The organism is Pseudomonas atacamensis, from assembly GCF_017167965.1.
GTDB classification, from domain to species: domain Bacteria; phylum Pseudomonadota; class Gammaproteobacteria; order Pseudomonadales; family Pseudomonadaceae; genus Aquipseudomonas; species Aquipseudomonas atacamensis.
The window spans coordinates 3174342-3188669 of the sequence record NZ_CP070503.1; the positions used below are offsets into that span (position 1 = coordinate 3174342).

General features: G+C 59.0%; 14 protein-coding genes. 2 read left to right on the forward strand and 12 right to left on the reverse strand.

The window, feature by feature from the left end:
* Positions 1 to 17: 17 nt before the first annotated feature.
* The 4 genes from pstB to pstS form a co-directional block, all read right to left on the reverse strand.
* Complete coding sequence (gene pstB / locus JWU58_RS14380; RefSeq protein ID WP_016774591.1) at positions 18 to 779, reverse strand: phosphate ABC transporter ATP-binding protein PstB; 762 nt, start codon at positions 777 to 779, stop codon at positions 18 to 20.
* A 75-nt stretch (positions 780 to 854) separates the two neighbouring features.
* Entirely contained in the window at positions 855 to 1766 is a 912-nt protein-coding gene (pstA, locus tag JWU58_RS14385; protein WP_110646555.1) for a phosphate ABC transporter permease PstA, read from the reverse strand.
* Positions 1766 to 2731, reverse strand: a complete 966-nt coding sequence (gene pstC / locus JWU58_RS14390) for a phosphate ABC transporter permease subunit PstC (RefSeq protein ID WP_206420351.1) — start codon at positions 2729 to 2731, stop codon at positions 1766 to 1768. Before pstC ends, pstA begins: the two co-directional genes overlap by 1 nt.
* Before the next feature lie 74 nt (positions 2732 to 2805).
* Positions 2806 to 3837, reverse strand: a complete 1032-nt coding sequence (gene pstS / locus JWU58_RS14395; protein WP_122610441.1) for a phosphate ABC transporter substrate-binding protein PstS — start codon at positions 3835 to 3837, stop codon at positions 2806 to 2808.
* Between the two features lie 313 nt (positions 3838 to 4150).
* Here pstS and JWU58_RS14400 point away from each other — a divergent pair, with 313 nt between their 5' ends.
* Both JWU58_RS14400 and JWU58_RS14405 read left to right on the forward strand, forming a co-directional pair.
* Positions 4151 to 5590 (forward strand): ATPase domain-containing protein, encoded by a 1440-nt coding sequence (locus JWU58_RS14400; protein ID WP_016774586.1) that lies wholly within the window; start codon positions 4151 to 4153, stop codon positions 5588 to 5590.
* 23 nt (positions 5591 to 5613) lie between these two features.
* Complete coding sequence (locus tag JWU58_RS14405; protein WP_071172326.1) at positions 5614 to 5976, forward strand: response regulator; 363 nt, start codon at positions 5614 to 5616, stop codon at positions 5974 to 5976.
* Between the two features lie 21 nt (positions 5977 to 5997).
* Here JWU58_RS14405 and JWU58_RS14410 read toward each other — a convergent pair whose 3' ends face one another.
* The 8 genes from JWU58_RS14410 to JWU58_RS14445 all read right to left on the reverse strand — a co-directional run bounded on the left by JWU58_RS14410 (position 5998) and on the right by JWU58_RS14445 (position 14310).
* Entirely contained in the window at positions 5998 to 6912 is a 915-nt protein-coding gene (locus JWU58_RS14410) for a LysR family transcriptional regulator (protein ID WP_071172325.1), read from the reverse strand.
* Between the two features lie 87 nt (positions 6913 to 6999).
* The gene (locus tag JWU58_RS14415; protein ID WP_024012829.1) at positions 7000 to 7536 is read right to left on the reverse strand and encodes a 2,4'-dihydroxyacetophenone dioxygenase family protein; all 537 of its coding nucleotides are present in this window, start codon (positions 7534 to 7536) and stop codon (positions 7000 to 7002) included.
* 130 nt (positions 7537 to 7666) lie between these two features.
* A complete protein-coding gene (locus JWU58_RS14420) occupies positions 7667 to 8791 on the reverse strand; it encodes a glycerol dehydrogenase (protein ID WP_206420352.1) in 1125 nt (374 codons plus the stop codon).
* 24 nt (positions 8792 to 8815) lie between these two features.
* Positions 8816 to 9586 carry an SDR family oxidoreductase gene (locus JWU58_RS14425; RefSeq protein WP_125926768.1) on the reverse strand — a complete coding sequence of 257 codons (771 nt, stop codon included), beginning with the start codon at positions 9584 to 9586 and terminating at the stop codon, positions 8816 to 8818.
* Positions 9587 to 9619: 33 nt separating this feature from the next.
* Positions 9620 to 10324, reverse strand: a complete 705-nt coding sequence (locus tag JWU58_RS14430) for an ABC transporter ATP-binding protein (protein ID WP_016774571.1) — start codon at positions 10322 to 10324, stop codon at positions 9620 to 9622.
* The gene (locus tag JWU58_RS14435) at positions 10317 to 12098 is read right to left on the reverse strand and encodes a branched-chain amino acid ABC transporter ATP-binding protein/permease (RefSeq protein WP_206420353.1); all 1782 of its coding nucleotides are present in this window, start codon (positions 12096 to 12098) and stop codon (positions 10317 to 10319) included. Before JWU58_RS14435 ends, JWU58_RS14430 begins: the two co-directional genes overlap by 8 nt.
* A gap of 11 nt (positions 12099 to 12109) precedes the next feature.
* Positions 12110 to 12985, reverse strand: a complete 876-nt coding sequence (locus tag JWU58_RS14440) for a branched-chain amino acid ABC transporter permease (RefSeq protein WP_122507239.1) — start codon at positions 12983 to 12985, stop codon at positions 12110 to 12112.
* A gap of 77 nt (positions 12986 to 13062) precedes the next feature.
* The gene (locus JWU58_RS14445) at positions 13063 to 14310 is read right to left on the reverse strand and encodes an ABC transporter substrate-binding protein (RefSeq protein WP_016774568.1); all 1248 of its coding nucleotides are present in this window, start codon (positions 14308 to 14310) and stop codon (positions 13063 to 13065) included.
* Positions 14311 to 14328 lie beyond the last annotated feature (18 nt).

The window sequence follows — 14328 nt, forward strand, 5'->3', positions numbered from 1 at the left end:
GTGACCGGTGCTGTGACTTAGCTGAACTTGCCGCTGATGTAATCGCCGGTCATCTGTTCACGCGGGTTGTCGAAGATCTGCGCGGTCGGGCCCATCTCGACCAGATAACCGGTGCGTGTGCCCTGGGAAATATCCACCGAGAAAAACGCCGTGGTGTCAGCAACACGGATGGCTTGCTGCATGTTGTGGGTCACCAGTGCGATGGTGTAGTCCTTCTTCAACTCGACCATCAATTCTTCGACGCGCCTAGTGGCGATCGGGTCCAGTGCCGAACAAGGCTCATCCAGCAGCAGGACTTCCGGCTCAGTGGCGATCGCCCGGGCGATACACAGGCGTTGCTGCTGGCCACCGGAGAGCGACAGGCCGCTGACCTTGAGCTTGTCCTTGACTTCGTCCCACAGCGCGGCGCCTTGCAGCGCATGCTTGACCCGGTCGCCAATATCGCCCTTGTAGCGATTGAGGCGAAGACCAAACGCGACGTTGTCGAAGATGCTCATCGAGAACGGGTTAGGCTGTTGAAACACCATGCCGATGTAGCGGCGCACGACCACCGGATCGACGCCCTTGCCGTAGACGTCCTGCCCGAGGAAATGCACATGGCCCTCGAAACGAAAGCCCTTCACCAGATCGTTCATCCGGTTGAGGCTGCGCAGCACGGTACTTTTGCCGCAGCCTGAGGGACCGATGAATCCGGTGATCTTGTTTTTCTCGATGGGCACGTGGCTGTCACGTACTGCCATGAAGTTGCCGTAGAAAATCTTGTCCAGTTTGCAGTCCATGACTACAGGCGCCTGGGTGACAAACGGAGCGGCAATTTGCGCAGTGGATACGTTCAAAATCAGATGCTCCCGTTCTTAATACTTGGGCTTGCCGAAAATCCGGCTGATGATGTTCACGAACAGCACGATCATCACCAGCACCAAAGAGGCCGCCCATGCGAGCTCGAGCTGGTTATCGAAAGGCATGCCGGAGAAGTTGTAGATCAGCACCGCCAGCGAGGCAGTCGGATTCATGACATCGAGACTGCCCTGGTGGTAGATCCAGTAGTTGCTGAAGAGCGCGGTAAACAGCAAAGGGGCCGTCTCGCCTGCGGCACGTGCCACGGCGAGCATCACGCCAGTCAGGATCGCCGGCATGCCGGTCGGCAAGATGATTTTCCAGATGACCTGCGAGCGCGTGCAGCCCATGCCATAAGCAGCATCTTTCATGATCTTGGGCACCATCCGCATCGATTCTTCGGCGGTCAGCACCACGATAGGCAGCATCAGGACGGCAAGCGCCACGCCACCTGCCGGTGCCGAATACGTGCCAGTGGTCATTACTACCAAAGCGTAGGCAAACACCCCCGCCAGGATTGATGGCAGGCCCGTAAGCATCTTGGCGGCAAAACGCGCGGCGTTCCCCAGCTTGCTGTCCGGCCCCAGCTCAGCCAGGAAGATCGCCGCCATGATTCCGACCGGCACCGCGATCGCTGCCGCGATACCGACCATCACAAAGGTACCCGCCATCGCATTGCCGAAACCGCCGCCCATCTCGAAGCCGGTCGGCGGCAGTTCGGTGAAGACTTCCAGGTTCAGACGCGCGCCACCGCGGGTGATCAGCATGTAGAGCACGGAAATCAGCGGCACGCTGGCCAGCAAAGCACCTGCCCAGACCAGGGTGGTCAGGATCAGGCTGCGCAGCGCGCGGCCTTCGAACCTGCGTTGCAAACTGGGCATCGCACCGGTTGGCGCCGTCAGGTCTGTTGCTGCGGTCAGATCAGTCATCACTTGTTACCCCGTTGGGCGTACATCATGATCATCGAGCCGAAAATGTTGACGATCAGCGTAATCAACATCAGTACGAGCGCGGCATACATCAACACCTCGATCTCGTTCGGCCCGGCTTCGGGGAAGTTCAGCGCCAGTAGAGCGGCAAGCGTGTTGGCCGGTGCAAACAACGAGAGGGAAATGTTGTTGGCATTGCCGACCAGCATGGCCAGCGCCATCGTTTCACCCAGCGCGCGCCCCAGGCCCAGCACCAGCGAGCCGAAAATGCCGGTGGCGGCCGAAGGCACCATCACCTTGAGAATCGCTTCCCAATGGGTAGTGCCCATGCCGTACGCGGCCTGCTTGGTTTTCATCGGCACAGCCGTCAGCGCGTCCTGCGACACGGCGGCAATGGTCGGCAGAATCATGATCGCGAGTACCAGCGCTGCGGGCAGCAGGCCCGGACCGCTCAGGGACGTACCGAAAAAGGGTATCCAGCCCAGCTCGCTGTTCAACCAGGTCGTCAGCGGCCGAATCGCCGGGATCACCACATAGATCCCCCACAGGCCATAGACCACGCTGGGAATGGCCGCGAGCAGTTCGACGATGGTGCGAAACAGCGCAGCGAGCTTGGTCGGCAGGAAATCCTGGGTCAGGAAAATCGCCATGCTCACGCCAAAAACACCGGCGATCAGCAACGCGATGAAGGCGCTGTAAAGCGTGCCCCAGATGGCCGGCAGGATGCCGTATTTGCCTTGGTTGACGTCCCACACGCTGCCCAGAAGCACATCGAAGCCGTGCTTCTCCATACCGGGAAGTGCCTTGCGTCCGACTTCGAACACCAGTGCAAATACCAGCGCCAGAATCAGTACCACACCGATGCGTGCGAGCGCGCGGAAGGTGCGATCAACCAGAAAATCCTTCGTCGAGGGTGGCTGGCAGGCAGAGTCGGGATTAACCGGTAAGACAAAAGGTTCGTTCATGGGCTAGGTCCGGAACAGGGGGAAAACTCTCCCGGCGTGGCGCAGACGCACACGCCGAGAGAGACCTCACGGCGTTACTGAATGTTGGCGGACGCTTTGCGAACCTGTTCGACGACCGATTGTGGCAACGGGATGTAACCCATCGAATCGGCAATCTTCTGCCCCTCGGTCAGGCTGTATTCGACCATTTCACGCATGGCCTTGGCCTTGGCCGGGTTGCCATTGTCCTTGCGGAAAATCATCCAGGTATAAGAGGTGATCGGATAGGACTTGGCACCGTCCGGATCAGGCAGCCAGGCCACCAGGTTTTCCGGCATTTTCACCGCCGCCAGGGCCTCGGCACCGCTTTCGGCGTTTGGCACGACGTAATTGCCAGCCTTGTTCTGCAACTGGGCAAAGTCGACCTTGGCGAGCTTGGCGAAGCCATATTCGATGTAACCAATCGCTCCAGGGGTCTGGCGTACGGTCGCCGTCACGCCATCGTTTTTCGGCGACTTGATGAACTTGTCGCTGGCCGGCCAGTTGACGGTGTTGCCCTCACCCAACGCCTGCTTGAACTCGGCGTTGACGGTTGCCAGGTGCTTGGTGAATACCGCGGTCGTACCGCTGGAATCTGCACGCACGACAACGGTGATCGGCGTATCGGAGAGCTTCAGGTCCGGGTTGGCTGCGACGATCTGCGGATCGTTCCAGCGCGTGATCTTGCCCAGGAAAATGTTGGAATAGACGTCGCGTGGCAGCTTCAGCCCCTTGGGATTGCCCGGCAGGTTATAGGCCAGCACGATTTCCCCGGCGGTCATTGGCAGCAACTGCACGCCTTCGGCGACCTTGGCGATATCTTCGTCTTTCATTGCCGAGTCACTGGCAGCGAAATCCACGGTTTTGTTCAAGAAGTCCTGTACGCCCGCGCCACTGCCCTTGGATTGGTAATCGACAGTGACGCCATCGGATTTCTTGCTGAAATCCTTGAACCAGGTCAGATAGATCGGCGCCGGGAAACTTGCTCCGGACCCCGTCAGGCGAACATTTTCTGCTGCAAAGGAGGCCGAGGTGGCACAAACAGATACCGCAATGGCGAGCGCAGCAGACTTCATCAAACTTTTCATTAAATGACACCTAGTGATTACGGGCTCCCGAACTCTGCAGCAGTTTTGTGACGATTTCATGAAAGCAAGGTGGCAAGCGCTACCCTAATGGTCCGCAGCAGCGCCTATGGATGTAATCGGCTTCCGGGTTTCGAAAAATCGAATCTTCCTGTGCCGGACTTGTCACTACCCCCTGATCCCGAGCAGTCACGTGCCAGGTTCACATTGCAAAAACGCTACTTTTCCCCAGCCTTTATGGCCCTCAACCGGAAATGGCGTTAGCATTTCACTCATTCGGCTGAACAAGCCTGTTTATTCAGATCAGGGTCGCATTGTGGAAAAGCTAAAACGCCTTCAAAGCGGGATCGAAGGGCTCGACGCGCTGCTTCAGGGGGGCTTTGTCGCCGGCGCCTCATACATCATTCAAGGGCGCCCGGGCTCCGGCAAGACCATCCTTGCCAACCAGCTAGGGTTTCACCATGCCCGTAATGGCGGTCGTGTGCTGGTCGCCACGTTGCTGGCCGAGTCCCACGACCGCCTGTTCCAGTTCCTGTCGACCATGAGTTTCTTCGACGCCTCGCGAGTCGGCGCCGAAATTCAGTTTGTCAGCGCATTCGATACGCTGGAAAACGAAGGCCTCGATGAAGTCGTGAAGCTGCTGCGACGCGAAATCACCCGCCAGAAGGCGACCGTCATGGTCGTCGACGGCCTGCTCAATGCACGCTCCAAAGCCGACTCGCCGATCGACACGAAAAAATTCATCTCTGAACTGCAAGGCCATGCCGCATTTGCCGGTTGCACCGTGCTGTTCCTGACCAGCTCGCGCCTGGACGACGGCAGCCCCGAGCATACGATGGTCGACGGCGTCATCGAAATGGGCGAAGAGCTGTTCGGTACCCGTTCGGTGCGCCGCATTCATTTGCGCAAGACTCGCGGCAGCGGCGCGTTGACCGGTCTGCACGAATGTGAAATCACCGATAACGGCCTGGTCGTCTACCCGCGCCTCGAAAGTCTCTACAAGCGCCCTTCCGCCCCTGACAGCGCGGACATGACGCGCATTCCAAGCGGCATTGCGTCGCTCGATGAGATCTTCGGTGGCGGCTTGCACAGCTCCAGCGTGACGCTGGTCATGGGTCCTTCCGGCATCGGCAAAACCACGCTGGGCCTGAAGTTTCTCGCGCAATCTACGGCCGAAGCGCCTGGACTGCATTTCGGTTTTTATGAAAGCCCGCAGCGCCTGCGCCTGAAAGGCCGTTCGCTGGGCATCGATATTGAACACATGGAACACAGCGGCGCATTGAGCATTGCCTGGCAGCCAACAACGGAGGGTTTGCTTGATGGCCTCGGCGCACGCCTGCTGAGCCTGGTCGATGAGAAAGGCATCAAGCGCCTGTTCATCGATAGCCTGAGCGGCATGACACGGGTGTCAACCACACCGGAACGCATCACCGACTTTTTCAGTGCATTGATGAACGAGCTGCGGTCCAGAGGCGTGACGGTCTTTGCCTCTTGGGAAATGCGCGATTTGTTCGGATCCGAGGTCAGCGCACCGAACTCTGACCTGTCCAGTATTGTCGACAACCTGATCCTCATGCGTTTCTTTGAGAATCACGCTGAACTTCGCAGGACGCTTTCCATTCTTAAGGTACGCGATAGCTCCTACAACCCGTCGCGGTTCGAGGTGGTTGTACGCGATCAAGATGTGTTCCTGGAAAAGGCTTTGAAAAATGAACCTTCAGTCGCAGCTGAGTCATTGCCTGGTTCAATTTCGTAAGTCTTCAAGCGGGTTGAAATAACATGACCACCATTCTGGTAGTCGACGACGAGTATCTGATTGCTGACATTCTTGGCTTTGCGCTTGAGGATGAGGGCTTCATGACCGTGACCGCGAGCAACGGCAAGAAAGCGCTCGAGGTGCTGGAAAGAGAACGCCCGGCGCTGGTTATTACCGACTTCATGATGCCAGTCATGGACGGCCTCGAATTCGCCGAAGCCGTGCGTGCCCAGCCGTCCGTCAAACACTTGCCGATCATTCTCATGAGTGGCGCGCAAGCGCACATCGGCATGCAGCGTTCGGATCTGTTTGATGTGGTGGTGCCCAAGCCGTTTGATATTGCGGTGATTGTGGGTGAGGTAAAGAGGCTGTTGGCGACGGAGTAGTCCGTCGCTGACGCCAGTCTTTTACAGCCAGCTTTCAGTTTTCCACGGATGCTCACGCCACTTGTTCTGAAAAAACTCGATGAACACTCGTATCCGTGGACTCAAATGCTTGCGATCCGAATAAAGCAGGTAGATCGGCTCGACCACACCCGTTTTGAAATCCTCAAGCAACGGCACCAGTGTTCCCGCTTTTACATCAAGCCCGATATGAAAGTCCGCAAGCTTCACCACGCCAGCGCCTGACAGCGCCATGTCGCGCAACAGATCGCCTTGAGTAAAAGACGCGCTGGCGGTCACCGGTACCGAGACGCCGTCTCCATCCTGCAAAAATGACCATTTATTCCACGGGCTGACGAAGCTGAAATTGAAGCAACGATGATTCAGCAAATCTGCGGGTGTGGTTGGTGTGCCGTGTTCAGCCAGGTACTGCGGCGAGGCACAGATCAGCCATTCACATTCGCCGATGCGTCTGGCAATGCGTGATGAGCTGGGCAATACGCCGCTGTGGATGGCGATATCCAGACCTTGCTCGAAGTGATCGACGAATTGCGCACCGAGTTGAATCTCAACGTCCAGTGAGGGATACAAATCCAGAAATTCGGGCAGCCACGGCACGATCTGGTGTTTGGCGAAAGAGGTCATGGTGTGAATGCGCAGGGTGCCACTGACCCTGGAGGGCAACGCCTCGGCCAGCGAGTCCGCCTCGTTCATGGCTTCGACGACGGCTTTGGCGCTGCGCAGGTAAGCGGCGCCCTCCTCGGTCAGCGTAAGCACGCGCGAGCCGCGCTGGAACAGCCGGACCTGCAAGCGATCTTCCAGGCGGGTGATCAGTTTGCTGACCGCTGATGGCGTCAGGTGATGGGCGCGCGCGGCAGCAGAAAAACTTCCACATTCGGTAGACCAGATAAAAGCGAGTAGCTGCGAATAATTGTCCATGGCCGGTCCTGGCGAAAAGCTTGAAGGCATGTTGTCTCAACGCTCATGAAAAAGCGCGCCGAAGCGAGCTTTTTCATGGGGGCCGGGTCAGCGAATGAACTGTTCGATGTAGTCGTCCGGCAAACCCAGCGTCTTGTAATGCGCTCGGGCGGCTTCAAGCTTGGTAAACACATCTTCGTAACCCACGGCAACGCCCTGCGGATCGACGTAAGTGTAGCCACCCTGCACGTGGAACCAGGTGATCATTTCACTCACATCCTCGGGGACGAACAGGGTATGCGTTTCACCGGGCGGCTCATAGGCAAAAGACCCCTCCTCCGCGACCCAGTCATGCTCCAGGTAGTACCAGCGACCCTTGAGCACGATCGCATGCACGCCGCCGGTATGGCGGTGACGCGACAGCACGCCGGCCTGACGCACCCGCAACAGGTTGATGTAATAGCCGCCGCTGGTGTTGAGCAGCAATGGCTTGAAGGAGACAGATTTCGTTACCGGCACCCACAGCGCATCATCTTCGAGCCACTGCGTCATGACGCCCGGATGCACCATGTCGGGCGTCATGAATGGAACTTGCGGCAACTGGTACGCAATGGCGAGCTCATCAGGTTTAACAGGAGTATTCATTGTCAGGCCTCTAGGTTTTCTTGACGAACTCACAGCACTTGATTGCGCCAGGATTTCGCTTGAGGGAAAGGTTATGGCGTCGCTGTACGGGAGAAAACAGCTACTTGGTCATACCTGTTGTGACGCAGGATCACAGCATCGCGGGCGGCTTCGCGCAGCCTCTGATCAACCGCGCACCCAGGCTGTCAGCCGCCGCCAATCCTTCCACCAGGCGCTGGTAGGTCAAGGGCGGTTGCATGTTTCTGGCGTATGCCGCCGATAAGGTCGCGTCCACGAGGACAGTGATCTGCGCCGTCGTCAATGGCGTGCGCTGACCCAGCTCAGCCAACGTCACAGGCAGCTTCACCGCGTGCAGCAGACGCGCGACCTGTTCAATCTCTTCGACCGGTCGCGCCTCCACCGCCATCTGCACCAGCGTGCCGAACGCCACCAGTTCGCCGTGCAGCATCGACGCCATCGCCGGTATCGCGGTCAGCCCCCGAACCAGGGCATGGGACAGTGACAAACCACCGCTCTCGAAACCGACACCACTAATCAACACGGTGCCTTCGATGACCCGCTCGACATCATCGGTGAGTTCATGGCGACACACCGCCTGATAAGCCGGGACGCCGTACTGCATCAGCGTGTCGAAAACCAGGTTGGTGAGCATCAATGCCGTGTGCAGCGGCGGTGTGCCGAAAGAGTTGTGGCCGCCGGCGGCGTAGCACTGTCGGGCTTCGAATTTCTTGCTGATGGCATCGCCGATCCCGGCCGCGAAGAACCGTGCCGGCGCCTGAACGATGACCTCTGTATCGACAATCACCGCAGCGGGATTCATCTTCAGGAACTCCACGCCCACCACTTTGTGCTCTTCGTCGTAAAGCACGATCAGCCGACTCGTTGGCGCGTCACTTGAAGCGATCGTGGGGCAGACAACGATCGGTACGTCGAGATTGGCCGCCAGCCCCTTCGCCGTATCGATGGTCTTGCCACCGCCCAGCGCAATGATCGTGTCGGGGGCGTGCAGCAATGCCTGCTCGGATAACTGCGCAATGGCAGCGCGCGTGCACTCGCCGGGAAACTCGATGTGCAATGGCTCCCATCCCTGGTCCTGCAACGCGGCGCCAACCTGCGGCCATAGATGCCGGGCGACAAACTCATCGCAAAGCACCAGCGGCCGTGATCGGCCCATGTCGTTCAGCACTCTGCCCAATTGTTGCAATGCATTCGGACCCTGCTCGTAGCGCCCGGGAAATCCCATCGTTTTAACCATGACAAACGTCCTCGCAAGAAGTCATCAGCGCATCAACCAGCCGCCCGCGACATCAACCACCTGGCCGGTGATGAAGTCGCTTTCGCTCGACGTGAGAAAACACGCCGCCCTTGCCACCTCAAGCGGTGTGCCCAGCCTGCGCAACGGTGTCTCGTCGACCACGGCTTGATTGGCCTGGGCCGATACGGTCTTGAGCAATGGCGTTTCGATTCGTCCAGGTGCCAGCGCATTGGCGGTGACACCGAACGGCCCGAGTTCGCCGGCCAGGTGGCGGGTAAAGCCGATGATTGCGGCTTTGGTCGCACTGTAGTGCGCTGCGACAATCGGCAAGAACGCGCTGCCCGCCACCGAAGACATATTGACGATGCGCCCGAACCGGCGCTCGACCATGCCGGGCGCGAGCACTCGCACCAGGTTGAAGGAGCCATTGAGGTTGATATCGACCACCCGCAGCCACTCATCCGGCGCCATGGTCCAGATCGGCGCGGGTGCGCCGTGGTGTTTGGGCGAAATGCCGGCGTTGTTGATCAGGGTATCGATGGGGCCAAGCTCACCTTGCACGCGCTCGCAGGCAGCAGCGCAGTCTTGAAAACTCGCGACATCAGCCTGCGCCCACGCGACCGCAAAACCGGCATCACGCAACGCCACGCCCTGCTGTTGCACCTTGTCGGCATCAGCATCGAGCAGCGCCACGGCTGCACCTTCTTCGCAATACAACCGCGCGATCGCCGCACCGATGCCGCCCCCGGCGCCGGTGACCAATACGGTGCGCCCGGCGTGTCTGGAATGAGTCATGAGCTGTTCTCACTTGCAGATGAATGGACTGGGTCAGAGCCCCAGATAAGCACGCTTGACGTGCGGGTTCTCCAGCAGTTCCTGGCCGGTGCCGCTGAGCACCACTTCGCCGTTCTCCAGCACGTAACCGCGATGAGCAATGCGCAGCGTATGAACGATGTTCTGCTCGACGATCAACACGGTGGTGCCCAACTGGAGAATCCTGTCGATGATCTCGAAGACCTGCGACACCAGCAGCGGTGACAGGCCCAGCGACGGCTCATCAAACATCAACAATTTCGGCTCGGCCATCAGGCCCCGGGCGATGGCAACCATTTGTTGTTCGCCGCCCGACAGTGTCCCGGCGTTCTGATCAAGGCGTTCGCGCACCCTCGGAAACAGATCGAGAATATTGTCCAGACGCTGCCTGTAGCCTGCTCGTGCACTGCGTTTGTAGGCGCCCATCAAGAGGTTGTCGCGCACGCTGATGAAGGGAAACAACTGGCGCCCCTCCGGTATCAGTGTCAGGCCCGCGTCGACAATCTGATCGGGGCGATTGCCATCGATGCGCTGGCCTTCGAATTCGATCGTGCCTTGGGACGGTGTGACGATGCCGCACAAGCTGCGCAGGGTCGTGGTTTTGCCGGCGCCGTTGGCGCCGACGATAGTCACCACCTCACCGGCATTGACCTCGAAGGACACGCCACGAAGGATCTCCGTACCGCCATAGCCGCTGTGGACGTTGTCGAGTTTAAGCATGGCTGTACTCCTTACCGAGGTAGGCTTCGATAACCTGAGGATCGTTGATCACATCGTGAGGCGCACCCTGCATCAGCAGCGTGCCGGAACTGATCACGACGATGCGGTCAGAAAGGCTCATGGTGGCTTGCATCAAGTGCTCGATCATCAACACGCTGACACCCGAATCACGCACCCGGCGAATGACTGCGATGGCCTTGGCAACATCCGTCGGGTTGAGGCCGGCCATGACCTCGTCGAGCAGCAGGATGCGCGGGCGCGTCGCCAGGGCGCGGGCCATTTCCAGGCGCTTCATGCCGCCGACCGTCAAGTTGCGCGCCCGGGTGTCGAGCAGCGCGGTGAGTTCGGTCAGCTCGGCGACTTGCTCGGCGATCGCCCTCGCCTCCTTCGCGTCGGCGGTGTGCATGAATGCACCGAGCATGATGTTTTCGCAGACACTCAAATCAGCGAATGGCTGGACGATCTGAAAGGTCCGGCCAATGCCTGCCCTGGCGAACTCGGCCGGGCTGTTCGGGGTGACCCAGTCGCCATTGAGCAGGCGCACTTTCACTTGGCCTTTGGACGGCAGGAGAAATCCGGAGAGCTGGTTGAACACCGTAGTTTTGCCGGCGCCATTCGGGCCGATCACACCCACGATTTCGCCTTCGGCCAAGCTCAGCGAAACATCGTTGGTGGCGTGCAGTCCGCCAAAGAACTTGTGCAGGTTTTCTGCGACCAGAACCGGCTCACCGTGCGTGGCCGAGTGGGCTTGCGCCAAGGTCGGCCCGATCGGTGCTTCTGTATTTGCCATCGAACGACGGCCGCCGGGCAATGAGTCGATCCAGGCAAATATCCGGGCCCCAAAACGCCCCACCACGCCTTGCGGAATAGTCAGCACCACCGCGACCAGCACGATGCCATAGACCAGACCGTGCACACCGCTGCCCAGATCGCCCAGCCAGCCGCGTGCCAGTTCAGCCAGCGGCAGCACCAGCAAAGTGCCGATCAGCGGTCCCGATACCGTGCCCAGTCCACCAATCAACGCGAACATGGCGATCTGAATCGACATCTCCAGAGAAAACATCGAGCCGGGTTCGATGAAGGTCAGGTACATCGCGTGAAAGCTGCCGACCAGGCTGGTGATAAATGCGGACAACACCACGGCGATCAGCTTGACCTTGACCGAGTTCACGCCCACCGCATGGGCGGCGTCTTCACGCTCACGCACGGCGATCAGGTAATAACCCAGTCGGGAATTCTTCATCTTCCACGACACCGCCAATGTGATGAGCAGAAACGCGAAGGCAATCAGCAGGTATGGCCAGCGCGGGCGGAACAACATCCACTCGAAACCGAGCTTCAGCGGTACGCCCAGCCCTGCCGCACCACCGGTCACGTCATGCTGATTGATCGCCACCAGACGCACGACCTCCAGCACCGCAATGGTCGCCAAGGCAAAAAACGGCCCGCGCAATCTGAAGCATGGCCAACTGATCAGCACCGCGACAATCGACGACAGGATTGCGCCAGCGAACATGCCGATCCATGGACTGATGCCCAGTTTCATCATCAACAGCGTCGTCGTGTAAGCGCCCACTCCATAGAACACGGCATGCCCCAACGACAGCTGGCCGGCAAACCCGCCGACGATGTTCCAGGCACTGGCCAGTGCCGCATAACTGCATATGAGGATGAACAGGTGATAAACGAACGGCGAGCCAACGCTCAATGGAATGATCAGTAACAGCGCCAGGGCCAGTGCACTGACATAGACACGCGGGTGCAAAATATTCATGACCATTTTCCTCACTCAGACCCGCGACCGGCGCCGAAAAGACCTGTCGGACGAAACACCAGGATGCCCAGGAAAATCGTGAAATAGACGACCTCCTTGAGGTCCGGCGCGATGTAGTAACCGGCGAGACTGTCGACGATGCCGATCAGCATTGAACCGATCAGTGCGCCGGACAGGCTGCCCAGACCGCCCAGCACCACAATCACAAACGCCGTCAGCACGAAGAAAGTGCCAACGGTTGGAAAGACCGGATATTGCGGAGCGATCAGTCCCGAGGCGACGCCCAGGCAGGCGCAACCCAGGCCGAAGGCAAACACATAGATGTTCTTGACGTTGACGCCCATCAGTTGCGCCGCGTTGCGATGCTGTGCAGTAGCGCGGACGGCCCGGCCGAGAAAGGTGTTCTGCAAAAACCAGTGCAGCCCCGCGACCAGTGCGAGCGACGCGACAAAAGTGATCAACTGACCGCTGCTGACGCGAAAGGCGCCAAAGCTGACGGTTGTGGTACCGACGTTGATGTTCTTCACCGTCATGACGTCGGCACCGAAGATCAGCAACGCGCCGTTCATCAGGGCAATCGAGACTCCCACGGTGGCGAAAATCTGGATATGTCCCTCAGCGCCAAGCAACGGCTGAATGATGAAACGCTGCATTGCCGCACCAGCGGCAAACAACAGGATCGTCGCAGGAATGATCGCTATATACGGGTGGATGCCGAAGTGCGAATTCAGCAAGTACACGGCATACAGGCCGATCATCAAAAACTCGCCATGGGCGAAGTTGACCACACGCACGATGCCGAAAATCAAAGTCAGGCCGATGCTGATGATGGCCAACGTGCCACCGAGCAATAAGCCGTTCAACAGGAGCTGGATGAAAATTTCCACGGTTGGCGCCCTCTTTGCGAGCGAACGAACCCGTGAAGCTCAATGATCAAGCTTCAGCAGATTGCGGAGTTCAGGTATCAGGGTTGGTCGGAAAAACGCGCTTGGGCAACGGCGGCTGCCTGGGGGTAAACGGTTTTCAGCAGTCCGTTCTGCCACTGCATGATTGCCGTATTGGCGCGCTGGTTCTGGCCGTTCTTGCCAAACCTGGCACCGATGCCGGCAGCCGTACCGCCGAGAGGAATATCGATGGTTGCCACCGAGGCACGGATCGCATCGGCGTCCAGCGAAGTACTGTTTTCCATGGCATCGAGGAATATCTTCGCCCCGACATAGTTGATCAGGCTGTGGCCCGAGCGCGGTTCGCTGCCGTAGCGATCCTTGTATGCCTTGGCGAACGCACCGATACCGGGAGCGCCGTTTTCATTGGTCTGGAACTGTGGGAAATCGACATCGAGCACGCCTTCCATATTGGCTGCGCCGACGACCTTGACCGTGTCCTGCATGGAATAGCCGCCGCCGGCGCCGATAACGGCTTTGGGCCTGAAACCGGCTTCGCGGATCTGGCGGAAAAACAGCGTCGTGTCGTTCTGATAACTGGTCTGCAATACCACATCCGCCTGGGCGCCTTTCAAACGCAGGATCAGCGATGAGAGATCGACCGCTTTGGCCGAATACGGTAGTACCTCGACCACATTCAGACCTTGCTCCTGAGCGATTTTTTTCTGAAACCCGGCGATGGTTGTACCGTACAGCGCATCCTCGTGGATGATCGCGACCTTCAATTGTTTCGGATCGACCTTGAGCGACGGGCTGACAATGTCCGTGATGGCGGTGATGGTGCCTTCGGCGAAATTCCTGGCGGTCGGGTTGCTGCGCATCACGTAGCTCAGATCACGCTCAGTGATGTGGTCGGACACCGCACCCAATTCGAAAAACGGCACCCCCGCCATCTCCGTCACCTGCGTGGCCGCAAATGACAGCGCCGAGGAATAGCTGCCAAATACAGCAGTGACGTTCTCAACAGAGGTGAGCCGGCGCGCGGCACCGACCGCTTGTCCCGCATCGACTGCGTCGGCCTTGAGCAACTTGATCGGCTCGCCCTTCAAACCGCCCGAGGCATTTCGTTCGGCGACGGCCAGTTCGAGGCCACGGAAGCTCTCGTCGCCCAGTAACGCCAGGGATCCACTCAGGGGATAAAGCGCGCCGATCCTGATGTCCGCGAGCGCGGCGACCGGGGTGGACAGGCAAAGCAGGATGCCGGCAGCTTTCAGCCAGCTTTTCGCGGTAGCCGCCACGGCCACGGCTTCCTCTTGAGCGAGTCTCATTGGATTCATCTCCCGCAG

Excerpts from the sequence above, each read along its gene's own strand:
- pstB (WP_016774591.1), bottom strand. The coding sequence starts at position 779 with ATGGACTGCAAACTGGACAAGATTTTCTACGGCAACTTCATGGCAGTA.
- pstA (WP_110646555.1), bottom strand. The coding sequence starts at position 1,766 with ATGACTGATCTGACCGCAGCAACAGACCTGACGGCGCCAACCGGTGCG.
- pstC (WP_206420351.1), bottom strand. The coding sequence starts at position 2,731 with ATGAACGAACCTTTTGTCTTACCGGTTAATCCCGACTCTGCCTGCCAG.
- pstS (WP_122610441.1), bottom strand. The coding sequence starts at position 3,837 with ATGAAAAGTTTGATGAAGTCTGCTGCGCTCGCCATTGCGGTATCTGTT.
- JWU58_RS14405 (WP_071172326.1), top strand. The coding sequence starts at position 5,614 with ATGACCACCATTCTGGTAGTCGACGACGAGTATCTGATTGCTGACATT.
- JWU58_RS14410 (WP_071172325.1), bottom strand. The coding sequence starts at position 6,912 with ATGGACAATTATTCGCAGCTACTCGCTTTTATCTGGTCTACCGAATGT.
- JWU58_RS14415 (WP_024012829.1), bottom strand. The coding sequence starts at position 7,536 with ATGAATACTCCTGTTAAACCTGATGAGCTCGCCATTGCGTACCAGTTG.
- JWU58_RS14420 (WP_206420352.1), bottom strand. The coding sequence starts at position 8,791 with ATGGTTAAAACGATGGGATTTCCCGGGCGCTACGAGCAGGGTCCGAAT.
- JWU58_RS14425 (WP_125926768.1), bottom strand. The coding sequence starts at position 9,586 with ATGACTCATTCCAGACACGCCGGGCGCACCGTATTGGTCACCGGCGCC.
- JWU58_RS14430 (WP_016774571.1), bottom strand. The coding sequence starts at position 10,324 with ATGCTTAAACTCGACAACGTCCACAGCGGCTATGGCGGTACGGAGATC.
- JWU58_RS14435 (WP_206420353.1), bottom strand. The coding sequence starts at position 12,098 with ATGAATATTTTGCACCCGCGTGTCTATGTCAGTGCACTGGCCCTGGCG.
- JWU58_RS14445 (WP_016774568.1), bottom strand. The coding sequence starts at position 14,310 with ATGAGACTCGCTCAAGAGGAAGCCGTGGCCGTGGCGGCTACCGCGAAA.